At 39.2% G+C, this 24,478-nt stretch carries 22 protein-coding genes; 4 read left to right on the forward strand and 18 right to left on the reverse strand.

The window, feature by feature from the left end:
• Nucleotides 1-2: 2 nt before the first annotated feature.
• On the forward strand, nt 3-1,376 hold the full coding sequence (locus B091_RS0101000) for a TIGR00341 family protein (RefSeq protein WP_018108136.1): 1,374 nt from the start codon (nt 3-5) through the stop codon (nt 1,374-1,376).
• Nucleotides 1,377-1,472: 96 nt separating this feature from the next.
• Here the strand turns inward: B091_RS0101000 and B091_RS0101005 are convergent, their stop codons facing one another.
• On the reverse strand, nt 1,473-2,339 hold the full coding sequence (locus B091_RS0101005; RefSeq protein WP_034524944.1) for a DMT family transporter: 867 nt from the start codon (nt 2,337-2,339) through the stop codon (nt 1,473-1,475).
• Nucleotides 2,340-2,536: 197 nt separating this feature from the next.
• Between B091_RS0101005 and B091_RS0101010 the strand changes: the two genes are divergently transcribed.
• Nucleotides 2,537-3,151: an HD domain-containing protein gene (locus B091_RS0101010; RefSeq protein WP_018108139.1), complete on the forward strand. Its 615-nt coding sequence runs from the start codon at nt 2,537-2,539 to the stop codon at nt 3,149-3,151.
• A 100-nt stretch (nt 3,152-3,251) separates the two neighbouring features.
• Here the strand turns inward: B091_RS0101010 and B091_RS0101015 are convergent, their stop codons facing one another.
• From B091_RS0101015 to B091_RS0101030, 4 genes are all read right to left on the reverse strand, one after another.
• Nucleotides 3,252-5,015: a DEAD/DEAH box helicase gene (locus B091_RS0101015; protein ID WP_018108140.1), complete on the reverse strand. Its 1,764-nt coding sequence runs from the start codon at nt 5,013-5,015 to the stop codon at nt 3,252-3,254.
• Between the two features lie 87 nt (nt 5,016-5,102).
• Complete coding sequence (locus B091_RS0101020) at nt 5,103-6,164, reverse strand: tyrosine-protein phosphatase (RefSeq protein ID WP_018108141.1); 1,062 nt, start codon at nt 6,162-6,164, stop codon at nt 5,103-5,105.
• 328 nt (nt 6,165-6,492) lie between these two features.
• Nucleotides 6,493-7,101 carry an SIS domain-containing protein gene (locus B091_RS0101025; RefSeq protein WP_018108142.1) on the reverse strand — a complete coding sequence of 203 codons (609 nt, stop codon included), beginning with the start codon at nt 7,099-7,101 and terminating at the stop codon, nt 6,493-6,495.
• A gap of 13 nt (nt 7,102-7,114) precedes the next feature.
• Nucleotides 7,115-7,642, reverse strand: a complete 528-nt coding sequence (locus tag B091_RS0101030; protein ID WP_018108143.1) for an LOG family protein — start codon at nt 7,640-7,642, stop codon at nt 7,115-7,117.
• Between the two features lie 102 nt (nt 7,643-7,744).
• On the opposite strand from B091_RS0101030, the gene B091_RS0101035 reads away from it, so the two are divergent.
• Nucleotides 7,745-8,965: a M16 family metallopeptidase gene (locus B091_RS0101035; RefSeq protein WP_018108144.1), complete on the forward strand. Its 1,221-nt coding sequence runs from the start codon at nt 7,745-7,747 to the stop codon at nt 8,963-8,965.
• On the opposite strand, the gene B091_RS0101040 is transcribed toward B091_RS0101035, so the two are convergent.
• From B091_RS0101040 to dapB, 4 genes are read right to left on the reverse strand one after another with little or no spacing between them, the layout of a single operon-like run.
• A complete protein-coding gene (locus B091_RS0101040; RefSeq protein WP_025069329.1) occupies nt 8,942-9,595 on the reverse strand; it encodes a WbqC family protein in 654 nt (217 codons plus the stop codon). The two genes, B091_RS0101035 and B091_RS0101040, sit on opposite strands and share 24 nt — an antisense overlap.
• Before the next feature lie 6 nt (nt 9,596-9,601).
• Nucleotides 9,602-10,516, reverse strand: a complete 915-nt coding sequence (lepB, locus tag B091_RS0101045) for a signal peptidase I (RefSeq protein ID WP_018108146.1) — start codon at nt 10,514-10,516, stop codon at nt 9,602-9,604.
• A gap of 14 nt (nt 10,517-10,530) precedes the next feature.
• Nucleotides 10,531-12,153, reverse strand: coding sequence for a signal peptidase I (gene lepB, locus B091_RS0101050; RefSeq protein WP_018108147.1), 1,623 nt, complete (start codon nt 12,151-12,153; stop codon nt 10,531-10,533).
• 6 nt (nt 12,154-12,159) lie between these two features.
• Complete coding sequence (dapB, locus tag B091_RS0101055; RefSeq protein WP_025069328.1) at nt 12,160-12,885, reverse strand: 4-hydroxy-tetrahydrodipicolinate reductase; 726 nt, start codon at nt 12,883-12,885, stop codon at nt 12,160-12,162.
• Between the two features lie 94 nt (nt 12,886-12,979).
• Between dapB and B091_RS0101060 the strand changes: the two genes are divergently transcribed.
• Nucleotides 12,980-14,245, forward strand: a complete 1,266-nt coding sequence (locus B091_RS0101060) for a DUF2851 family protein (RefSeq protein WP_018108150.1) — start codon at nt 12,980-12,982, stop codon at nt 14,243-14,245.
• A gap of 65 nt (nt 14,246-14,310) precedes the next feature.
• Here B091_RS0101060 and queG read toward each other — a convergent pair whose 3' ends face one another.
• The 9 genes from queG to purD form a co-directional block, all read right to left on the reverse strand.
• Nucleotides 14,311-15,243: a tRNA epoxyqueuosine(34) reductase QueG gene (queG, locus tag B091_RS0101065; protein WP_018108151.1), complete on the reverse strand. Its 933-nt coding sequence runs from the start codon at nt 15,241-15,243 to the stop codon at nt 14,311-14,313.
• On the reverse strand, nt 15,224-15,838 hold the full coding sequence (locus B091_RS0101070) for a polysaccharide deacetylase family protein (protein ID WP_018108152.1): 615 nt from the start codon (nt 15,836-15,838) through the stop codon (nt 15,224-15,226). The genes queG and B091_RS0101070 overlap by 20 nt, the downstream gene beginning before the upstream one ends.
• Nucleotides 15,839-15,903: 65 nt before the next feature.
• Nucleotides 15,904-19,299, reverse strand: coding sequence for a glycosyltransferase family 117 protein (locus B091_RS0101075; RefSeq protein ID WP_018108153.1), 3,396 nt, complete (start codon nt 19,297-19,299; stop codon nt 15,904-15,906).
• A 180-nt stretch (nt 19,300-19,479) separates the two neighbouring features.
• Nucleotides 19,480-20,175 carry a metal ABC transporter ATP-binding protein gene (locus tag B091_RS0101080; protein WP_018108154.1) on the reverse strand — a complete coding sequence of 232 codons (696 nt, stop codon included), beginning with the start codon at nt 20,173-20,175 and terminating at the stop codon, nt 19,480-19,482.
• Between the two features lie 26 nt (nt 20,176-20,201).
• The gene (locus B091_RS0101085) at nt 20,202-21,071 is read right to left on the reverse strand and encodes a metal ABC transporter solute-binding protein, Zn/Mn family (RefSeq protein WP_018108155.1); all 870 of its coding nucleotides are present in this window, start codon (nt 21,069-21,071) and stop codon (nt 20,202-20,204) included.
• 4 nt (nt 21,072-21,075) lie between these two features.
• Nucleotides 21,076-21,732 (reverse strand): tRNA (5-methylaminomethyl-2-thiouridine)(34)-methyltransferase MnmC2, encoded by a 657-nt coding sequence (gene mnmC2 / locus B091_RS0101090; protein WP_018108156.1) that lies wholly within the window; start codon nt 21,730-21,732, stop codon nt 21,076-21,078.
• Between the two features lie 3 nt (nt 21,733-21,735).
• Entirely contained in the window at nt 21,736-22,203 is a 468-nt protein-coding gene (locus tag B091_RS0101095) for a YqaA family protein (protein WP_018108157.1), read from the reverse strand.
• A complete protein-coding gene (locus tag B091_RS0101100; protein WP_018108158.1) occupies nt 22,191-23,192 on the reverse strand; it encodes a hypothetical protein in 1,002 nt (333 codons plus the stop codon). The genes B091_RS0101095 and B091_RS0101100 overlap by 13 nt, the downstream gene beginning before the upstream one ends.
• A complete protein-coding gene (gene purD, locus B091_RS0101105; RefSeq protein WP_018108159.1) occupies nt 23,193-24,467 on the reverse strand; it encodes a phosphoribosylamine--glycine ligase in 1,275 nt (424 codons plus the stop codon).
• Nucleotides 24,468-24,478: the final 11 nt, after the last annotated feature.

Raw genomic sequence — 24,478 nt, forward strand, 5'->3', positions numbered from 1 at the left:
GAATGAAAACAGACAAAAGAAATGTATTTGCTATACGCTCATTTTTGAGTGAGTATCTAGATCTTCACAAAGACAAAGATGACGAGAGTCTTGCGGTAGACTCTATTCGAAAAGGTGTTGTTTTCAAAGGTGCTAATCTTTGGATTCTTATTTTTGCCACCTTTATGGCCTCGTTAGGGCTCAATGTTAACTCGACAGCCGTAATCATTGGTGCGATGTTAATTTCGCCGCTAATGGGCCCAATTATGGGTATTGGTTTGGCTGTAGGTGTTAGTGATTTCGACTTGGTAAAGCGTTCATTTAAGAGTTTCTTAATCACTACGGCTTTTAGTGTGGTTACCTCTACCATATTCTTCTTAATCTCTCCTTTGGCTGAAGCGCAGTCAGAACTTTTGGCTCGTACTTCACCCAATATTTACGATGTTTTGATTGCACTCTTTGGGGGCTTGGCAGGTGTAGTTGCACTCTCTACAAAAGAGAAGGGAAATGTGATTCCAGGTGTGGCGATTGCCACTGCTCTTATGCCTCCTCTTTGTACAGCAGGTTATGGACTGGCAACAGGCAACCTCGCCTTTTTCTTAGGTGCTTTTTACCTCTACTTTATCAACTCTGTATTTATTGCCGTAGCTACCTTTATTGGTGTTCGAGTAATGAAGTTCAGGCCCAAAGAGTTTGTTGACAAAACTCGTGAGATGAAGGTTCGTAAATATATTGTACTGATTGTTATTTTAACTATGGTGCCTGCCATTTACTTAACCACGGGTATTATTAAAGAGACTGTGTTCAAGAACTCTGCTAGCCGTTTTATAGCCGAGGAGCTTCAATTTGATAATACTCAGATTATCGATAAAACGATTCACCTGAACGATTCTAATAAAGAGCGTGAGATTCGAGTTGTCTTGGTTGGAGCAGAAGTTCCCGAAGCAGCGATCAATGTGGCGCGTCAAAAACTACCAAAGTACAATCTTAAAGATACACGACTTGTCGTTATTCAAGGATTAGGTGATAGCAATACTCCCGACTTAAGCACCATTAAAGCCTCACTTATGGAAGATTTTTACAAGGAGAGCCGAATGAAAATCCAGTCGAATGAGGAACAAATCAAGCTCTTAGAATCGACCGTACAACGCTACAAAGAGTACAGCCAAATGAGTAGTACGATTGCTCCTGAACTGACTGTACTTTATCCTTCGGTAGAGAAGTTCTCCATATTCGAAGCCACAGAGGTAGATACCAAAACCATGAAGTCGGATACTGTAATGTTGGCCGTACTAAGAACTGATAGAGACTTTACTTCCGAGGAGAGAATAAAGCTTCAAGATTGGCTTAAAACCCGAGTGAAAGCTAAGAAGTTGAAAATCATTCTAGATAAATAAGCAGCTTTGCTAAGCTTGTAAGTTTCTTAATATTTAAAAAGCGAGACTATCCGATTTGTTGGTAGTCTCGCTTTTTTGAATTCTTTATCTATTGTATTATCTCTTTAGGATGATGAGCATTACACCAGTCAGGATTAGTGCTATACCAAACCCTATTTGAAGTGTAAATACCTCACCAAAGAATAACATTTCGATGGCTAATGCTGTGACAGGCTCCATGGCACCTAGCACTGATGTTATGGTCGATCCTATGGCTTTTACAGCTTTAATTAATGCTAGATTCGATAGTATGGTTGGCACGATGGCTAGTAGGCTTAAAAAACCAAATGATCGCCATGAGGGAATGACTTGTATCTCAGAGAAAGAGGTAATACCCGCAAAAAGAATTAGTCCTCCAAATAAGAAAACGTAAAAGGTCAACTTAAGAGGATTCATCTTTAGGTTGAGTTGGTTTAAGGCTACAAGATAAGCTCCATAGCCAAACCCTGATATAAGGACAATAATGATACCCCAAATGGAGAGCTGAGTGTCACCACCATTAATTGACAGTAGAGCTACTCCAAGTATGGCAGTAAGTATGGCAAATATCCGCCAAAACGACTTCTTTTCTTTGAAGAAAATCATCATTAATAGAGTAGTAAAGACGGGGTAAATAAAGTGTATGGCTACGGCAACGCCACTCGAAATAAGGTGAAATCCCCAGAAAAGGAATAGTGATGAGATATCGTAGAGAACAGCCAAAAGGATTAATCCACGGATTTCTTTTCGGGTTAGTCGGAGTGAAACTCCCTTTACTAAGAGTAGGCTAGCCAGTACGAGGCAGGCGAAAATGAATCTATACATCAGTATGGATGGGAATTGCAATCCTTCAGCTATTAGCGGTAGGGTGAAGAGTGGAATTAGCCCGAAGGTTGAAGAGGACAAGATTCCGAAAAGGAATCCTGTGATGGTATTTCTATTCATGTCTTTAATAATCAAGATGATTTGGGTGTAAAGATAGGCAAATTTGCGTGAGTTTCTTAGCTGGTTTATTGATCAGAATCTTCGTTTAATGAAAACTTCATTTATCTTTATCATAATATATTGCGTCTAGAAACCTGTAAATAGGTCTTTACTGGCGTATGCTAACTGTAAGTATCGTAAAATTTAGAATAATAAAAATGATAAGTAAAGCTGAGATTCTGATTCGAGCGCAAGAACATATACGAGAGGTTTTCTTAACCGAAAGCACAGGTCACGACTATTATCATATACAGCGAGTGGTAATCAATGCCCGAAAGATTTTGATTACCGAACCAGCCGATAGCTTTGTTGTAGAGCTTGCTGCCTGGCTACACGATTTGGGAGATCATAAATTACACGATGGGGTTGACAAGTCCGAAGAGTTAATTAATGACTTTCTTAGCTCACTGGACGTTGAACAGCAGGTAATCGACCGGATTGTTGAGGTGGTATCCCAGGTCTCTTTTAGTAAGGGGAATACACCCTACTCTATAGAAGCTGAGATTGTGCAGGATGCCGATCGGCTAGATGCTATTGGTGCAATTGGTATTGCTCGCTGCTTTGCTTATGGAGGAAGCAAGAACCGCATTCTGTTCAGTCCTCATAAGTATGAACAGATCAATTCTAGTATTCAGCACTTCTACGACAAGCTGTTTAAACTGAAAGACAAGATGAATACCCAATCTGCTAGAATTATAGCAAATAAGCGACATCAATTTATGCAAGAGTATATTGCTGAGTTCTACCAAGAGGTAGGATTTTCGATAGATTAAGAAAAACATAAAGCAAAACCCCGTCGCTACAACTTAATGTAACGACGGGGCTTTTATATGATTAGGGCTAAACTAGCACCTTTTTTCAGATAACCTTAAACTAGCGGTTAGATTTACCGTATTTGTTTTTTGGTCTTCTTTCTCTATTTTCTCTATCTGGTCTTTTTCTTGATGAAGATTTATTGCTATCGTCACCAGCTAGTTCTACAACAATTTTGCGGTCACCCCACGATTTGTTATTCAAACTATCAAGTACCATGCGAGCTTCTCTCTCTTCAACCTCGAAAAACGAGAAGTTTCTCATTAAGTCGATTCGACCTAAATCCACTCGTTTAGAAGTGTTTTTGTTGAGTAGTTCAATTAGTTCGCTAGGATAGAAGTTGTCTGTTTTACCCAAGTTGATAAATAGTCTAGAGTAACCTGCGTCGGCTTGTCTAGGGCTACGAGAACCTTCTTCACGTCTGTTGCGGCTGCGGTCATTGCGATCTCCACGATCACCACGATCTGAGCGATCACGATCTCTTCTGTCACCATCTTGTGCGTTTTCGATATCTTTTCTACCTTGGTAGTATTCTAAGAAGCGGTTAAACTCAATTGAAACCATACGTTTGATAACATCTTCTTTGGTTAACCAATCGAGTTTACGATAGATCTCAGGTAAGAAGTGCTCGATTTCTTCTTCGTTCACTTTTACTTTTTCGATATCATCGATAACCTTGATGATTTGCTTACCGCAAATTTCTTCACCTGTTGGTAGTTTACCCTCTTCGAATTTCTTACCAATGATGCGTTCGATTTCGCGTTGTTTGCTTTTTTCTCTAAGGTTCATAATTGCAATAGCAGTACCTGTTTTACCAGCACGACCAGTACGACCTGTACGATGAGTATAGCTTTCAGCATCATCAGGAAGACCGTAGTTGATAACGTGAGATAGATCATCTACGTCAAGTCCACGTGCAGCTACGTCTGTAGCTACAAGCAGTTGTACGCTTTTGACACGGAATTTTTGCATTACTGCATCACGTTGGATTTGTGATAAATCACCGTGAAGTGAGTCTGCGCTATAACCGTCTTTTACTAATAGGTCGGCAATCTCTTGAGTCTCTCTACGAGTTCTACAGAAGATAATACCATAAATCTTAGGATTAAAATCGGCAATTCTCTTAAGAGCTGCGTATTTATCTTTAGCGTGAACTTTGTAAGCAACGTGATTAACATTAGCTGTACTTTCGTTCTTACGACCGATGGTAATTTCTTTTGGGTTTTGAAGGTATTTCTTAGCGATTCTAGCTACCTCAGGGCTCATTGTAGCCGAGAATAATAGCGTGTTTCTGTTCTTTGGAACATCAGCAAGAATTGCATTGATACTTTCGGTAAAGCCCATATTTAGCATTTCGTCAGCTTCATCCATTACCACGTTTTGAATGGTTGATAATGACACTGTACCACGCTTCATAAGGTCTAAAAGACGACCTGGAGTTGCCACAATAATGTGAACACCTCTTTTAAGGCTTCTGATTTGGCTCTCAATAGATGATCCACCATAAACAGGTAATACCTTTAGTCCTTTGATATATTTAGAATAGTTGTGTAAGTCATCAGCAATTTGCAAACAAAGCTCACGCGTTGGGCAAAGTACCAAAGACTGAGGAGAATTGAAATCTACATTTACTTTTTGAATAATAGGTAATCCAAATGCTGCTGTTTTACCTGTTCCTGTTTGAGCTAAAGCTACGACATCGTTGTTTTCACCTAGTAAATAAGGAACTACTTCTTCTTGTACTGGCATAGGGTGTTCGTACCCTAATTCTTGGATTGCTTTGATGATCTCTGCAGATACACCAAGCTCTTGAAAATTTTTCATCAATTTAAATAATCTTTTGTATACGTTTGTTACGGTCTTGTGCTATGTGACAGAATAGCAAAAATTTGGGAGAAGGACTGTCTTTAATTATTCCAGCAGCATAGATTGAAGCTTTTTAAGATCGTTGTCTGTAAATCCAAGCCCTTCGGTCATGAAGGAGTCAATATTCCCGTAACTTGACTTAACCTCTTGGATTGCTGCATCTAAATACTCATCTTGAGTTAAAAGTAATGCAGTTAAAGCTTCTTGGGCATTATTCGATAGATTAGAAGCATAGACGTATGCCTCCGAGATATCTATAAAGTTATTTGATCGTTTATAATCTGTTTTGATAATATCCTCATTAACGTTTAATATGCTCAGTAGTATGTATGATACTATACCACTTTGCCTTTTTCCAGCAGCGCATTGGTAAACGATAGGGTAGTTTGCTTTGTCCAAAAGCAAGTCGAATATTTGTTTATATTGTTCGTTATTCTCTTTAGTAAGTTGAGTATAGATGCATTGCATATATGCTCTTAACTCCTTACGTGTTATCTCTTTATTCCCTATTTGATTAATTAGGTCTTCAGTATCTCTACAAGATACTGGAATTGAAATTGTTTTAAAGTTATTGTCTAGTAGTTGGTTTTGCTTTTGCTCGTTAAGCGGTCTTAAATCTATAACTGTTTTAATGTTTAGGTTTTTAAGTCGTGCAATTCCTTTTGCGTCAATATTGTCAAGGTTTCCTGTACGATAAACCATTCCCCATTTTGTTCTCTTTTTAGTAGAGTGGATTGGATATCCACCTAAATCTCTAAAGTTTTGAACATTAGGAATGTTTATGTTTCGGCTTCCTACTACTATTCGCTCTTCGTTGTTGAAAACAACTTTGTAGAAATTGCGAACAGAAGGGTTATTATTGATTATAACTAGACGTTGATCTCCAATATTAGCCATTGCAATAGGGGTGTCTTCGACAATGTTATAGGGAGAATTACCTGCAAATACTCGTACAATACCTTCTTTAATGGGGGTTGTTTCCCAAACAATGATATTGTTACCAACTTGATTTTCTTCACAAGTAATGGATATTTGTGATGAAGACTTTGAGCAAGATGTAAACAATAAAAAGAGAATAAATGTCCTGAATAAATGTCTTATAAGCATATCACTACCAGTGTAAGGTGATGCAAAGATAGGTGTTAATTTGGAATATTTGGTATGTTGTTCTTTTAAATAGATAAAGTATATATTTTTTTAAGACTAATTATACTCCTTAACCATCTGTTTAACAGGTGGTTTTAGTCATGATTTCCTATTCTGGTAGGTATGCTTCTAAAAATGCTTTGTAGGCTTTGTAAGTAGCTCTTTATTCACTTCTAGTTTGATAAGTGACTCTATATTGATTAAATAAAAATGGGTAACCTACCCATAAGGGCTTTTATCGCCCTGGGAAGTCACCCATTTATGTGTTATTTAAAATGTCTTTTGTTGATTATAGATCAGAACATAGACTTCTTGACTTTTCGCCTAAATATCCACCGTGGTGTCTCTTAGAATATTCTTCGATGGTGAACTGAGTACATTTCATGGTTTCAACAACTAGTATATCTCCAATAACAGTCATCGCTGTTGTAGAAGTTGTAGGAGTCATTCCAAGCTCACAAACCTCTTTAGGGTTGCCTGTGCTAAGTGCGATAGTCGCTTCCTTGGCTAGTGGGCTATCGAGATTTCCTGTGATCACAATAAATTGTATATTGGGTAATAATTGGCGAGAAAGTCGTGCCAACTCAACAATCTCTCTCGTTTTTCCTGAGTTCGAAATCATCAGAAATAAATCGTTCTCTTGTAATACACCAAGGTCGCCGTGTTGGGCTTCACTGGGGTGTAAAAATACAGCGGGGATACCCGTAGAGCAAAATGTAGTAGCAATATTCATTGCTATTTGACCAGCTTTCCCCATTCCTGAGGTTACTAGTTTACCTTTCTTTTGGTGTATCTGCTTAACAATTAGCTCAACTGCTTTTTCGTATTCGCTAGTAACTGGAATATTTGAAATAGCTTCAGCTTCTTGTTTTAATAATGCTTTAATAGCCTCAATCATTGTAGTATGGTTGTTATTTTAATAGTGTTTTGAGTTCTGTATCTGTATTTGCAACCTCATAGAGGTCAGATAAATTAGAACTTATAAATCCCTTTCTTTTGTAGTCGGCCAAGCAGGTTAGTAAACTAGAATAGTAGCCGTTGATATTGTAGAAGATGATTTTCTTGTCGTGACTACCAATGTAAAGTGATGCCAATACATGAAACACCTCATCTAACGTACCAATACCACCAGGAAAAGCGATGAGCTTATCAGATAGCTTTAAGATATTATCTTTTCTATCGCTAAGACTCTCTGTTATCATTTTTTCATCCAGATATTGACTCGCATGGTTTTGTAGTTTTGTAGGAACGATTCCGATTACTTTGCCTCCAGCCAGATGGGCTGCCTTGCCAATAATTTCCATTAGACCTCTATCAACCCCGCCATATATTAGGGTTTTCTTATTTTCTCCAAGCCATTTTCCAAAAGATGCTGCATTATCTGTGTAGATTACATCTATATTGGATGAAGCTGAGCAAAAAACGCCAATACTATTCATACTTAAAAGTGATTAGTTCTTTTGCAAATATCCACAAATATTTATTAATGACCATATCTTTTGCTTAGTTTTGTAGCCTTAACATAATAAAGAGAGGTCAGCGTGAGTTACTTAGAATATGAATTATCCAATGGATTACGAGTTATACTTGATCGAACAGAGTCGAAAGTAGCTTATTGTGGTTATGCTGTAAATGCAGGAACCCGAGACGAATTATACACTGAATCGGGTATGGCTCATTTGGTTGAACACTTATTATTCAAGGGGACTAAGCATCGTAAAGCATGGCATATCCTAAACAGGATGGAGAATGTTGGTGGTGATTTAAATGCTTATACTAGCAAAGAGGAAACCGTCATCTATTCAGCTTTCTTAGTCGAACATTTCAGTAGAGCTGTTGATCTTTTGACAGATATTGTTTTTCATTCGACCTACCCACAGGACGAGCTTGAAAAGGAAGTTGAAGTTATTGCAGAGGAGATTGTCTCTTATAAGGACAGCCCTTCTGAGCTAATTTTTGATGAGTTTGAGAACCAAGTATTCCAGGATCATCCCTTAGGGCGTGATATTCTTGGTGAAGCCTCGAAGCTTAAAACCTACAGATCTGAGGATGTACACAATTTTACTTCTCGATTTTACCGACCCAATAACATGGTGTTTTTTGTTCGAGGAAATCTCTCACTTAAACGAGTTGTTAATACCCTAGAAAACTTTACTAAAGGCATCCCATCGGATGTTATACCTCTTTTCCGTGAATCTCCAGTTATAATACCCCCAACAAAAAAAATTGAGCTAAAAGATACCCATCAGTCGCATGTAATGATTGGTTCTCGGTCTTTTTATCAGTTGGATAAAAATCGTGATGCACAATACCTACTCAATAATATCTTGGGCGGACCAGGGATGAATAATAAGCTTAATCTTTCGCTTCGTGAACGTAACGGTTTGGTCTATTCTGTTGAGTCTAATTTGACCTCGTATACCGATGCTGGAGTGTTTTCAATCTATTTTGGTACCGATGACTCCGATGCTGATCGCTGTATTGACTTAGTGCTTAAAGAGCTGAAAGAATTCCGAGAAACTAGATTGACTAGCTTAAAGCTATCTATGGCTAAGAAGCAATTACTTGGTCAAATTGGTGTAGCTTCAGATAGTAGTGAAAGTTTGGCACTCGGAATGGGTAAAACATATCTACACCACCGTAAATGCGATAGCTTCGAAACCATCTACAATAAGATTACCTCACTTACTGCTGTAGACCTATTGAATGTTGCTAACGAAATATTTGATGAAGATAAGTTATTTTATCTTATCTATAAATGATAAATCGAGGTAGAATACCGACTCTGGGCCTTTATTGAACAGTAAATCAATAATGCTTAGATTCGGTATAAAGCCGTGTTTCTGCTTAAAGACTTGGTGATAAGCTACAACATCAAAGTTTGGGTCTATCTCCAGGTAGCTCTTCTTGGGGTGAATCACCTCTCTTAAATCCAACTCATTCCCCTCAAAATCCATTTTGTATTCTGATGAATAGCTATAGCTCTTCTGGCAGTCTAAAAGTTCCAAAATTAGTTCTTGTAGTGACTCGTTGAGGTCTAGTAGGTATTTAAAATCTTTGTCGTGGTAGTAGGGGGCAAACTCGTCAGCATAAAACTCAAAATAGGGGCTATTATTATAGGCTGATACTATAGCATTCCAATGGATATGTTTCCAATTTCCATGTTGTGAAATCTCTACATCCTTCATTGAAATCTTCGGTGTACTTGCCTTAACGGTAGGAATCGTAAGGTTTTGGACACCCTCGGCACCCACTATATGGCATCGGTTTCGGTAAGTTTGTTTGGTATAATTATCGTATTGTTCAATAACAGTGTTGGGGTTAGACACTAGTTTTTGATAATACTGAATTGGAGCCATGTAGGCCGAACTTAAGTAAAGCGTTTTATTCATTTTCGTTTAATAGATGGGCTGAAAAATTCTGTTCCAACGGTAGCCCGAAAAGAGTCCTTGGTTGGGATCTTTGGAGAACCAGATAAAGCTAGCCTTTCCGATGATATGGCTTTGAGGTACTAAGCCGAACTGCCTTGAATCCACCGTGTTTTTACTGTTTCCAGCTACCATCCAGTAATAATCTTGTCCGAATCTATAGCTCTCTACAGGCTGGTTCTCAACCCATAATTTATTACTCTTAACGGTTGTTGTTTTTCTCTCGTGAAGCAGTATGGTGTTATGTATCAAGGCTATGTTCCAAGGTTCTACTTTGATACTTTCACCTTTTTTAGGTATAACAAAATGATATTCCAAGTTGTCACTTAGGTCTTTGACCGTTATGCTATCTTCTCTTCCTAGCTTTTGGGCTATTAGGTAATATTCGTAGCTACTCAGACTTTGTACTAAGGAGTCGTTTCGCTCAGAAGCAGGGTTTACTGTTATTTCTAGTAGGTTTATAACGGAGTCAATAGTTGCTTTGTATCGACTGCTGTAACTGTATTGTTTTTTTTGATCGGGGCTGAAGAATAGATCCTCTTGTTCTATTTCAAACTGAGCATTGACCAATAAGGTATCTCCAGGAAGTCCCATACAGCGGCTAGTGTATATCTCTTTTTGGTGTAGTGGAGCTTGCGTATTTGCAGGATTGTAGAAGAGTACAATATCTCCTTGCTTGGGGCTTCTGTCACCTATTACTTTGTTGCTAAAAGGTGTTGTAAAGCCATAGCTGGTCTTATTGATTATGATATGATCGCCTTGCTTAAGGCTATCTTCCATACCCTGATTAGGGATATAGCATGAGGTAAATAGCAACAGTCGAAGTATTCCTGCAATGAGGAGTACTCCAACTGTAATTGCTATCCATTTTTTTAGTTTTCTCATGCTCAAGAACTTTTTTACTTAACCCATTTAAAGAAGCGGTTCCAACGAATTTTTCCATCAAACCATCCGTTGTCTTTCTCTAAAGATAGCCAAATAAATAGAGGTTTACCCACAATATGGTCTTCAGGCACAAATCCCCAATATCTGGAGTCGAGCGAGTTGTCTCTATTATCACCCATCATCCAGTAATAACTCATCTTGAAGGTATACTTGTCTGTTTGCTCTCCATTGATATAAATCTTACCGTCTTTTACTTCGAGCTTATTGCCCTCATAAACAGCGATACATCTTTCATAAATTGGCAGGTTTTCTAGACTAAGCTCTATTGTTTCTCCTTTTTTTGGCACCCAAATAGGCCCATAGTCGTTTTTGTCCCACTTGGTATAACCGCTAAGTGGGTAGATTAGGAGCTTCTGATAGTTAGCATCGGCTATGCGTGCCGTGTTTGGCTCTTGAATAATTTTTGAGATTAAAGCTGTATTAACCTTAAGGGTTTGATACATCTCCTTGGTCAAAGGAATCTTATAGATAAACTTATCGTCAGCTCTAAAACCATTTGAGTCAAATCCTTCTTGGTTTAAGAAGTTTGCTTCAGCACCATTGATGACCAATACCGCATATCTTGCCGAGTTGGAATACTTATTTATAACTTTCTCTAAATCTTCGTTATTCAGACCTTCTGCATGATAAACAATTTGATTATTGCTCGCTCTGTCTTCAACTCGAACATCTCTTCGGAATAGGTATTTATCGTCGTTATTAACACCAAGCTCTTTAAACACCTTTTCAGGAATTCTAGGGCCTGTAGTCTGTACGTAGTAGTTAAACTGTACATCGGGGGCATCGGGGTTTAATTTACCATCAATATAGACTTTACTATCAATGATCTGTAAAGTGTCTCCTGGTAGTGCTAAACAACGTTTTACATAGTTATCTCTTCGGTCAACTGGGCGACTTATGATCTCACCATAATATTGAGGCAAAGTTTCGACAACCTTACGGCCTTCGGTATAAATGCTCTCAAAGTAGTTTCGTTGTTCTTGGGTTGACATGCTGTCGAGCAAAGGCATGTTTTTGTTGACATTGTAGCCAATTTCGTAGGCCAGTCTGTAGAAGTCTACATTGGTCAGGTCTGAGGCAACAGTATCACCTGCAGGATAGTTGAAAACAACAATGTCATTTCTTTGAATCTCTCCAAGTCCTTTTACACGTTTATAGTCCCAATGAGGTGAGTCAAAATAAGATTTACCACCGCTAGGGAGTGTGTTGTGTGCAATAGGTAGTGCAATTGGTGTATTGGGTATGCGTGGTCCGTAACTAAGTTTACTAACAAATAGGTGATCACCCACTAATAGTGATTTCTCAAGAGAAGAAGTAGGGATTTGGTAGTTTTGGAACACAAATATGTTGACGAAATATACCGCAACTAGTGCAAAAAGGATGGCATCAAACCAGCTAAACAATGTTTTGGCTATGGGGTTGGTGTATTTACGCCAAAATCCCCAAGGGATAAACCTTGTAAAGTAGATATCGATTAGGAGAGGTAGCAAAATCAGCCCTAACCAGCTTTTAACCCATACAAGGAAAAGGAGGTATAGAACGATAAATATAATGCCTTTAATCTGTCTCTTTTGCATATAATCTTATTTAAGGAAGGTAAATAGGTCTGACATTTGCAACCAACCATCGTTTTTTGCAGTGAATTCAGCTGCAATAACAGCTCCAAGAGCAAAGCCTGAACGGTTCTTAGCATTGTGAGTGATGGTTATTGTATCTGCTTCCGATTCGTAGCTTATGGTATGTATACCGGGAACTTCTCCCTCACGGATTGATTCAATATATAAGTCTTCGCTTTTGACTGATGGGTCATTTACCCATTCTGTTTTGCGATTGATATTCTCCAGCACTCCTTCGGCAAGCGTAATAGCAGTACCACTCGGTGCATCAAGCTTATGGATATGGTGAGTTTCACTCATTTTGACATCATAAGCAGGAAAATCGTTCATTATCTTGGCGAGGTACTTATTTACTGATGAAAATATAGCTACACCTAGGCTAAAGTTTGAAGACCAAAATAGTGTTTTACCTTGGTTCTGACAAAGACTATTTATCTCTTCCTCATGCTCTTCGAGCCAGCCTGTAGTGCCCGAAACAACTTTAACGCCAGCCTTAAAAGCTTGAATATAGTTATCGTAAGCTGAACTAGGATTTGTAAACTCAATGGCAACATCAGCCGATTTAAAAGCTTCACTTTCAAAATCACCGCGATTATCGTGGTCAATTATGGAGACGATTTCGTGACCTCTGGTTTTGGCTATACGCTCAATCTCTTTCCCCATCTTTCCATATCCTATAAGTGCTATCTTCATAATCTTCAAAAGTTTGTGTGAATTTTTTATTCCGTACTAATACAAAGATAATATTTTTATTATATTTGATAGTTGAGAAACACAACTTGTTCATATGGAGGAGCTTTTATATTACGTGTGGCAGTACAAACTGTTCACCAGCTCACCTCTAGAGACCACTAATCATCTTCCCGTAGAGGTAATCGACTCAGGACTTAGAAACTACAGTGTAGGTCCTACTTTTTTAAATGCAAAGTTAATAATTGATCACACCCTTTGGGTGGGCAATATTCTGGTACATGGGCATCATAGTGGTGCTCCTGCTGATCTTTCCACTAAATCTTTGCTTCAAGATTCAGTTATTCTTGAAGTTTATGCTCAGGTGGAGTCAGCCAAGTCTGATTTGTGCGCCACAGATGATGCTATCCCAAAACTAATTTTGTCTTTACCCCCTGAACTAATCGATAGATACGTCAGGCTTAGGGATACTCGATACCAGCCACATTGCTCAAAGTCTTTGTTGCTAGTAGATAAGCTGCGACTTCATTTGTGGTTCGAAGCCCTTCGTGTAGAACGACTCGAAACCAAGCAAACCCGTCTTCAAGAGCTATTTGAATCCCAAAATTATCTATGGGAAGATATATTCTTTATTGCACTAGCTCGTAATTTCGGGTTTGGTATCCGGGGTGATGTTTTTGAGCGGTGGGCAAAGAGTTTACCCTATCGTGCACTTGATAAGCATAAGGATTCGTTATTTCAGGTTGAGGCAATCTTTTTTGGTCTCGCTGGTTTATTACAGACAGATCCATCTGACCGATATATGCGTGAGCTTCAAGATGAGTTTGCCTTTTTGAGTGTAAAGTTCAATCTTAATGTAGCAGATTACCCTTGGATAGCTAGGCAGTTCAAACCAGGCAATTATCCCCATGTTCGTTTAGCTCAGCTCGCTTGGTTTTATAGCTGTCAGAGAACACAACTCTCCAACCTTTTGGATTCTACCCGTATAGACGATGTTTATAAAGCACTTGACTTTAAGACTAGTCCTTATTGGCAGACTCATGTAATTTTTGGTAAAGAGATCGCTTCACGTGATAAGGTCTTGACTCGGCAGGCCAAAGATCTCTTAATCATTAACAGTGTATCTCCATTTTTGTATGCCTATGCTAAGCATCAAAACAGCCAGCCGAAAATGGAGTTGGCTATTGAGCTTTTAAATCAGATAAAACCTGAAAATAATTACATTACTCGGCTTTGGCGTGCCGCACACGTTGGAGTTGATCATGCAGGTGATAGTCAAGCCCTGATTCAACTTCAGAAAGAGTACTGCGATAAAAACCGTTGTCTAGCCTGTAGAATAGGATATACTGTTTTGACTAAATGAGTATGTTAAGCGAGCAGCTCGTTTGGGTAGTGCGAGTAAGTGGGAACTTGTGAGTCAGCCTATGGTTAGTCTTTAGTTGCCCGAATGTTTCGGACTAGCCCGGTAAACTTGGCTCTTTTAACGGCTGATTTTCTAAATAATTCCTGATATTGCTTTTCGGAAAGCTCATGCCAGTCTTCTTTTTTCATGTTAAGTAGCTCGTCGGAGATTCTAAAGGCAGGTTCTAGAGATGGCTTAGCAAAACGAGTCCATGGACAGGCCTTGATGCAGTCGTCACAACCGTAAATTTTATCGCCTAAATGGGAGATGATGTCTTTATCTATTTCACCCTTATTCTCTATGGTTTGGTAGGAGATACATTTGTTGGCATTGAGCAGAAATGGAGCCTCTAGTGCATTTGTTGGGCAGGCCTGAAGGCATCTTCGGCATGTGCCGCATCGGTTGCGTTGAGGTGTGTCGTAGTCGAGCTCAATATCGATAAAAAGTTCACCTAAAAAGAAGGTAGAACCCGCTTTAGGGATTATCAATTGTGTATTCTTTCCAATCCAGCCCAGCCCCGATTTCCAAGCCCAATAGCGTTCAAGCACAGGCGCAGTATCACAAAATACACGGCCATTAATGGGTTGAATCTGATTGATGTAATTGAATAATTCGGTGAGTTTATCCTTTACTATGTAATGGTAGTCTTTGGCGTAGCTATACCAAGCAAGTTGGTATTGATCGGGAGCGATAAATTGGGATGGGTAATAGTTATACGCCAGTGAAATGATGGTTTTTGTCCCATCTTCGAGGAGTGTGGGGTCAATTCTTTTCTCTAGATTATTGGCTAGGTAGCCCATCTGACTGTGATAGCCTTTTTCTATCCACTCTTTGTAGGCTTCTAAATCCTTTTGATCAATGGGTTCAGCCAAAGCCATACCAATAGCAGTAAAGCCTAGCAAGTAGGCTTTTTCTTTTATGAGTTCTGTGAGCTCTGTTTTAGAGTAGTTTAAATTCATAACCTTCTTCGATTAGGAATTCAATGGATCGGGGAAGAGCATATTGTAGGTTGCCATTTTTCCACGATTTTAGTGAGTCGTGAAATGTAATGATTGAGCCGTTGCGCGTATATTTCATTACATTGGCTAAAACCTGTGGTCCTCTTAATTTTGTACTATAATCACGGGTAACGACATCCCACATGATAATCTTATAATACTTTTTGAGCAGTCGGTACTGCATCCATCTCATATGTCCGTGTGGGGGTCTAAAGAGATCGGTATGCATATATTCGTCAGCCTTCTTAGCATTCTTGAGATACTTATTGCTCCAATATTCAAATCCACGAATATGGTTATAGGTGTGGTTACCCAGTTTATGTCCTTGATCAACTACACGTTGAAAAATCTCTGGGTATTTGTGGATATTATCACCCACCATAAAGAAGGTAGCTTTTACATTATACTTGTTTAAGATATCAAGCACCCAGGGTGTAACCTCAGGAATCGGGCCATCATCAAAGGTCAAGTAAATAGAATGTTCGTTTGGGTCCATTCTAAAGATGGCACTAGGGTATAGCGCTCTAAAAAACTTGGGTGGTTGTTCTATTAACATATCATCATCTTGAAATGAAAGAAAGGAGAAGATTCTAACTTCTCCTTCTTTTCAAAGATCGAATTTTATTGGTTATTTCTAAGTTTTTGGATCCTTTTATCCAAAACCTTAGCTAGACTTTGTTGCTTTTGCATGTATTCGTCGGCATAAGTTGAGTCGTTTTGACTCATTAGTCCGATAGCATTGCGCATTAAACTAAAATGGTAACTCAATGAAGAGAGCACATTTGGTAATTGTGCATCAGATAGCGACAGACTCCAGTCGATATAGGCCACAGCATCGTCAGCCAGTGCTCTAGCTATTTGGTCACCTTTGTCTTGTTTACCTAAGGTGTAATAATTCTCAGCCATAATATGTGAATAGCTTTGGAAGTCGTGAGGGACATTCTTGGCAGGAATCTGTTCTTCACAGAAGTCTAATACCTCAAGTGCTTTGTCATTTTCACCCTCTTCGATCAGTTGATCGGCAAGCTGAACCATGATTCTTCTATGCGTAAGACACATACGCATCGCATTCTCATCAATATAGATACCCTCAACGTTCATACCACCAAACTTGAATCGGTTCATGATGTTATCGTACATCTTGTCGGTATCAATAGTTATCTCAAAAGGAATCTTTGCAGGATCGATCTCAGGATATTTCTCAGTCAGTTTTTGCTTTCTGATTTCTTCCCAATTAAATGGTGTGAAGCGATAAGCTAATCCCTCTTGTACTAAGTATTTGTCTAGGTTCAGGTATTCGTTACCTCCAACAGATACAGCTACGTAAACGGGGCGTTCCCAGTTAGAGCGCGCTAAAATTTCAAGGAACATCATATTTCCCTTTGTTAAGACACGCGTGTTTTTGAGTGAGATATACATCTTATCAGGGATACTATCTTCCATTCCCTGGGGAATCATCATGCCCGAAGCTAACACGGCAGCTTTGTCAACAGGGATTGTCAGCGTATCGGTTGGGATTACTCTTAGCTTAGGATCGTCAGACATCACCCATTTTTCGAATACGTTTTGTACGCTGAACGGATCTTCACCATACTTCATGTTGAATAGTTTCAAGAGCTTATCATCACCTTCAGCAGCTTTCTGTTTTGCTTTTCTTTGCTCGCTCAGGATAAGTTCTTTCATCTCTGGACGCACTTCAACACCGTTATTTGTGTTGTGAGCATAGTACTTTTCAGGCCAAGTAATCGGTAGACTAGGGCTTTGGTAAGCAGGTCTCTTCATTTGGTCGATATACCAATCGGTATTGATATAGCTAAAATTACAAGTACGTGTATCTAAACGAACACCCTCAACCTCTTGATTGTACCAAAGAGGGAAAGTATCGTTATCGCCGTTATTGAATAGGATAGGAGCACCCTCTACTTGCGTACTGTTTAGGTAGTTTTGACCAAAATCTCTTGCAAAATAGCGGTGAGAACGATCGTGATCATCCCAAGTCTGGCAACCCATTTGGATGGGCACAAGTATACATAGCCCAGTAACAAGTCCTGCTATGGCTGGGGTTTCCTTGTTGGTAATGTCTTTTATGAGTCGAACAATTCCTGCTACTCCCATGCCGACCCAGATGGCAAAGGCATAGAACGATCCTGCATAGGCATAATCACGCTCACGCACCTGCATTGGTGTCTGGTTTAGGTATAAGATAATTGCTAAACCTGTCATAAAGAAGAGTAGGAAAACAATGCTAAACTGCTTTGTCCCTTTTCTACCCTTATTGAGTTGCCAAAGTAGTCCAAGAATACCCAGCAATAGTGGAAGACCATAAAATACATTATGTCCTTTATTCTGTTTAAGGGAGTCAGGAAGCTTGTCTTGATCTCCATAGGCCATATTATCAATAAAAGGGATACCCGTTATCCAATTGCCTTTATCGAGATCGCCCTGACCCTGAAGGTCGTTTTGGCGGCCTACAAAGTTCCATAAGAAGTACCTCCAATACATGTATCCTACTTGATATTTCAAGAAGAACTGAACATTTTCCCACTGAGTAGGAATGGTTACAGGTACGACCTGACCATTATAGTAGTAGGGCACTTGATTGCCCTCAATATCTACCCATTGCTCATAAGCTTGAGCATGTCCCTGGCTGTACATACGTGGAAATAGCATGTTTTGCTCAAAAATATAGTCGGCTGGTTTTGGCGATACCTCGTAAGAGTCGGGCTCATTAGGGCTTAATTTTGTTTTAGGAATATAGGTGTGCGATGCTTTTTCACGAGCAAACGTACCATCTGCATTTGTTTTAGGAATAGAATTAAAGGTTTCACCATAGAATAGTGGACGAGAACCGTATTGCTCTCTACCCAAATAGCTACCCAAGGTAAAGATATCTTCGGGTGAGTTTTGATCCATTGGCGTGTTGGCAATCGAACGCATCACAATTAGTGTATAGCTAGAATAACCTACCATGATAAATGTAATGCAAAGCACAACAGTATTGATTACACGCGAATTGAATACTTTCTTAAACCTTTGAACGGCAAAGCCTATGGCTACAAGAACTACTATGCCAACAAGTAGGCTTGTTGTGCCCTCTCCAAAGAACGGAATCCCTACAATAGCTATAGTAGCTAAAAAAGAGATAAGTAGTCTTTTGCCACTTTTTAAGTGTATGGACTCATATATTCCCCAAGCTAAAATCAAGATTAAGGCCATCATATAGACCATAATACCTGTGTTGAAGCTAAATCCTAGCGTGTTAACAAAGAATAGTTCAAAAGCACCTCCAACCTTGATAACCCCAGGAACAAGTCCATAAAGCACCAAGCCTACAAGTATTCCTGATAGAGTTAATACGATAAGTGAGTCTTTTAACTTTGCTTCAGGTCTTTTCTTGAAGTAATAAACCATCACAATAGCAGGAATGCAGAGTAAATTCAGCAAATGGACTCCAATACTTAAACCTGTTAGGTATGCAATTAAAATAAGCCATCTATCGGCTGCTGGTGAGTCTTCATCGGCATCCCATTTTAAGATGAGCCAGAATACAACGGCTGTAAATAGAGATGAATAGGCATAAACCTCACCTTCAACAGCACTAAACCAAAAGGTGTCGCTAAACATGTAAACAAATGCACCAACAAGACCACTACCAATGACCGTAATCATTTGAGAGCTTCGTTTAAATCCGTCTGTAACGTTGATTAGTTTTTGAGTGAGGTAAGTTATAGTCCAATAGAGAAACATGATACAAGCTGCACTCATCAGTGCACTCATAAGGTTTACCATCATGGCAACTTTCGTTGGGTCACTTACAAATAGCGAAAAGAAATTCGCTGTTAGCATAAAGAAAGGGGCGCCAGGTGGGTGACCAACTTCAAGTTTAAAAGCCGAAAGAATAAATTCTCCACAGTCCCAAAAACTGGCTGTGGGCTCTATAGTCAAGCCATAAACGAGTGCCGCTATGAAAAAAACAATAAACCCTGTGAGGTTATTGATTGCTTTATAGTGTTTCATCCAATAGAAATTAATGATTTTAATTGCAATGTTAAAGCTGCAAATATAAGTAAATTGTGTGAGCCGATAGAAATTTAATGATTAAACTATTTTAAGAAGCTAAATATTAATGATATAACTCAAGCTATATGTTTTCGTTTCTTTATTTTACTAAATAAAACAGTTGAGTTAATCAATAAATTAAAAAATATCTTGCACACTAGCCGTAGATAAGACTTGAGCATCAGGGTAATACTTTAGAGTTTGGTTTACATAGGCTACTTTCTGTACTTTTTTGAGTACGGTACTGATGTCATGGCTGACCAAAATTATAGCACACTCCTTTTGGATGTCCTCGAGTAGGTCATATAGCTTATCTTGAAATCTTTTATCGATATAGGTATTTGGTTCGTCGAGAATGAGCACTTCAGGATCCGAAATTATGGCTCTTCCAAGTAAAGCACGTTGGAGTTGTCCTCCGCTGAGTTGACCTATTGGACGATCTTCTAAAGTCTCCAATCCCATGCGCTCAATGATTAACTGAGCATGCTGGATTTCTTGTTTGTTATGTCTAAGAATCAAGCCTCTCTCTCTTCTTAAGCCCGAGAGAATAACCTCACGAACAGAGATTGGGAATTTTCGATCGATTAGGTTGTACTGAGGTAGGTATCCCATTTTTATATTTTTGACAGCATTCCCATTTTTGAAGTAGCTAATGTTGCCACGATCATAGGCTTTGAGACCCAAGATGCACTTGATAAGTGTCGTTTTGCCACCTCCGTTGGGGCCAATTATGCCCAAAAAGTCATTATTGCATACCTCTAAGGTAATGTCGGTCAGAACTTGTTTTTGATCGTAACTTGCTGCTAAATCTTTTATCTTAATAATAGGTTGCATATTCTAGTTCGAGTTATGGGTTCTGCTTACTGATTTTCTATTAAAGCTTTAGTGATGTGAACCATCTCATCTTGCCAATAAAAGGAGAGCGGATTGATGCCCACTATTTTGCTATCGGTTTGAGTGGCGATGACTTCAGCATTCTTCTGATCAAACTCTGGTTGAATAAAGATCGTATGTATATTATCGCTCATACACTTTTCAATCAGCTTCTTAAGATGCGCTGGAGTGGGCTCTTTTCCCTCTTCCTCAATGCTGATTTGCTCTAAGTCGTAGTCTCTAGCATAGTAAGATAGGGCAGGATGATAAATCATAAAACCCTTGGCATGCGGATTATTATTGAGCATCAACTGTATAGTATCTTCGGTCGTATCTATCAGTTCAATAAGTGATTCGTAATTTGCTTTGTAGGCCTGAATATTGATAGAATCGAGCTGAGTTACAGCATTGAGTATGTTCTTGGCTATTATTCTAGCATTCCTCGTTGAGTTCCAAGTATGTGGTTCAACTCCTCCTGCATGGTAGTGATCTCCGTGTTGATGCCCATCGGCATAAATTAGGTCTAAACCTTTAGAACTATCAAATATGGCAAGGTGCTTGGCATTCTCCTGAATCTTATCCATCCAACTGAGTTCAAACCCGATATAGCCTATTTTAATGTAGGCAGCACTATTGGCTAGATTAACCAGTTGTTGTGGAGTAGGGTCGTAGGTCTCTGGGCTAGTCCCGTTGGGAACCATGCTCACAACCGAGAAGTGATCGCCTACTATGGCTTCAGTAAAAAAGCGTAAGGGTTCTATTGTAACTGTAATGATGGCTTTATCCGACTTTTGGGATTGTCCACAGCTGCTTAGAACCAGTGTTAAAAGAATGAGTATATAATATCTTAGTTTCATGAATTTAGAATTTTGTTGCTCTTAATATTTCTCGTTTACCATTGGGAGGTCCAGGCAGTCGTTCTACCTTAAATCCAGCCTCTTGAAGCATTCTTCTGATTACTCCTTTTGCACAATAGGTGGTCAGGATTCCTCCGTCAGATAATAAACCAAAAAGGTGGTTAAAAAGTTGTTGAGTCCACATGTTTGGTTGTTTTTCGGGGGCAAACGCATCGAAATAGATTACATTAAATGCTGATCCTATATCTTTTGTGGGCAAAGTTGTAAAGTCGAACTGGTGCTTATGTATGGTAAACTCGGGTGTAATTTCAACTAAATTTTCCCAAGGTGCAAGGTGAATCTCTTTATAATAGGGTTGTTCTGCATAGCTAAGCGACTCCAGTTTACCCCAAGTTAGAGGGTAGAGTTCTAGCGTATGAAAAGCAACTTTAATATTATTCTCTTGAGCTGCTTTAAGTGTTTGAATAGCATTTAATCCTGTCCCAAATCCTATCTCGAGCACTTTAACTTCTTTTTGAGTTGAGGCTAGTAAGCCTTTCTCAATAAAAATATAATTTGTTTCGGTTAGGGCACCCTTCGTTGAGTGGTAGTGCTCGTCCATCTCTGGGATAAACAACGTATCGCTGCCATCCTCTGTCTTTTCTAGAATGAGTTCGTCCATCGTTTAAAAATAATTAAAGATACCTAGAGCTGCGTAAATAACCAATAGGTAGCGTAGCACTTTTCCAATTGACATACTTACGAGTACCACTAGGAAATTGCTTCGCAGAAACCCCAATGCCACAACTATCACAGTACCAACAATTGGAATAAAAGCAAAGAAGGCCATCAGACCACTGCGTTTATTGAGTTGATGTTGCATCCTTACAATCTTCTCGGGCTTCATGTTGAAGTATTTTTCCAACCAATCCATATGGCCCATACGTCCGATAACAAAGCAGGTGCAACTGCCCAAAATATTGCCAGCAGATGCTGCTAGAAGACAAATCCACGGATCAAGTCCTGTGGATGGGTGTACTAAAGCGGCAAGTACTGCTTCTGAACTAAAGGGGATGGCACTTCCGGCAAGAAGGGCTGAAATAAACATACCGAGGTAACCCCAGTCAATAAGAAATTGTATTATAGCATCCATACGTTGAAGCAGAATAAGGTGATTAGCAGTGAGATTGAAAACATGAATAGATAATTGGAGAGTTTATCCCGATTGCTCATTAAGGCATAGCCGTAAGTAAAGCTTATTGAGATTAACCAAATGGGAATAATCTCTCTGAGGATATTGGGGTAAAGTAGTGTTAGTGCAATCGAGTAAATTGCTATTCTATTGAAGTGGTTTACCATTTGGCGGGTACGGGTTCTCATCTTGGTACGTGAGAATACTAAATATCCTCCAGCCAATAACGAAATAAAAACCATATAACCCCATGTAGCCAACTGATCCCAGCTCAGTGTATGGTAATTGAACAGATCGTGCCCACTAAATAGATCGGTAAAAGGAAAGTAAAATAGTTCTATCTGCTCGTGCCAAATGGCGTGTGCTAATAAGAACCAAATCGGCATGCAAAATCCCAACAGTGTAGCGCAAAGTGTCCTTAAATTCATGCAGTTGAATGTGATTCTACTTAGCAAGAATATAGGGAATAGTAATATCGTTTTGGGCTCCATAAAGAAGATTATTGCCATCGATACTCCCGCAAAGAACTGTTGGCGCATCGAATCCCACTCTTTATAAGATAGGAATAAGAAATAAGTGCTGCAGACAAAGCAAAACCCAATAATAATACTGGGCTGAATGATGTGTAGCTGTGGTATGGCTGTTATGAAGAGTAAAAACAGGGTTGACTGTACTGTTGCTCTTTGTGTAATAATGGTAAACTGATTGTTCAGCTGAATAAGTAGGTATCCCACCAAGCTTAAAATAGCGTAAGTACCCAATTGGCTAATCCAAGCAGGTAAATTCTGGAGTGAGATTATATTCCAGATAGGATTATCACTCGGGAAAGGGTATTGGTTGCTAGGGGTATAGTAGGCTGAAATAATCCAGCCTACTGTACAAGCAATATACACAATAGGTAGCGTAAATCTACCTGTTGTGTATCTATTCTGTATTGAGTTATCTCTCATTTATTTTAAATCAAAACCAAGATCAGTTCTGAAGTATTTGTCTTTAAAATTGATTTCTTTAGCTTTTTGATAGCTGTTATTTAATGCTTCCTGCATGGTCTTGCCATAAGAAGATACAGCTAAAACTCTACCGCCATTGGTGAGTATAGTCTCTCCCTGACTTTTTGTACCCGAGTGAAAAACAAGGGTATCAGGATTGGTCGACTCAGTGCCTGTTATTTCATAACCGTTTTTGAATTCTTCAGGATATCCACCGCTAACCATGACTACACAAGCTGCATGTCGCTGGTCTTCTACTAGCTTTTTGTCTTGAAGAGTTCCATCTTGTATTCCTTGGAATAGTTCTACCAGGTCGCTTTTTATGCGTAGCATAACACTTTCAGTTTCAGGGTCACCCATTCGCACATTATACTCAATAACCATGGGCTCATTGTCTACCGAAATTACACCCACAAAGATGAAACCTAAGTAATCAATGTTTTCTTTTTGAATTCCGTGTACAGTGGGTTCTACAATTCGAGTTCTTACTTTTTCCATAAAAACCTCATCTGCAAAATGAACTGGTGATATACTACCCATTCCACCCGTATTTAGCCCTGTATCGCCCTCACCAATTCTCTTATAGTCTTTGGCAACAGGAAGAATCTTATAATCAATTCCGTCAGTAAGTACAAAAACAGAGCACTCTATTCCACTAAGGAATTCCTCAATAACAACCGTGGTGCTTGCTTGTCCAAAACGACCCGAAAGCATCTCTTGAAGTTCGCTTTTAGCCTCATCTAGTGAATCTAAAATTAGCACACCTTTACCAGCACAAAGACCGTCAGCCTTTAATACGTAAGGTGCTTTGAGGCTTTCTAAGAATTCAAACCCTTCTTCTATATTGTTTTGTGTGATGCTTTTGTATTTGGCCGTAGGAATATTGTATTTCTGCATGAACGCCTTAGCAAACTCTTTGCTACCCTCGAGTTGAGCACCTTTCTTTGATGGGCCAATAACCGTAATGTGTTTGGTCGAATCATCGGCTTTGAAAGAGTCGTAAACACCTTGAACCAAAGGAGCTTCGGGGCCTACAACTACTACCGTAACTTCGTTCTTGCAGCAAAACTCTTTCAAGGCTGTAAAGTCACAAGGGTCAATAGCTATGTTTTGTCCTAAGGTTTGAGTCCCCACATTGCCCGGAGCAATATAAAGTTGTTCGATTAACGGACTTTGTGCAATTTTCCATCCCAGTGCATGCTCTCTACCACCAGAACCCAATAATAATAGCTTCATTTTATTCAGAA

Source organism: Bacteroides propionicifaciens DSM 19291 = JCM 14649 (assembly GCF_000375405.1).
Lineage (GTDB): Bacteria > Bacteroidota > Bacteroidia > Bacteroidales > Bacteroidaceae > Bacteroides_E > Bacteroides_E propionicifaciens.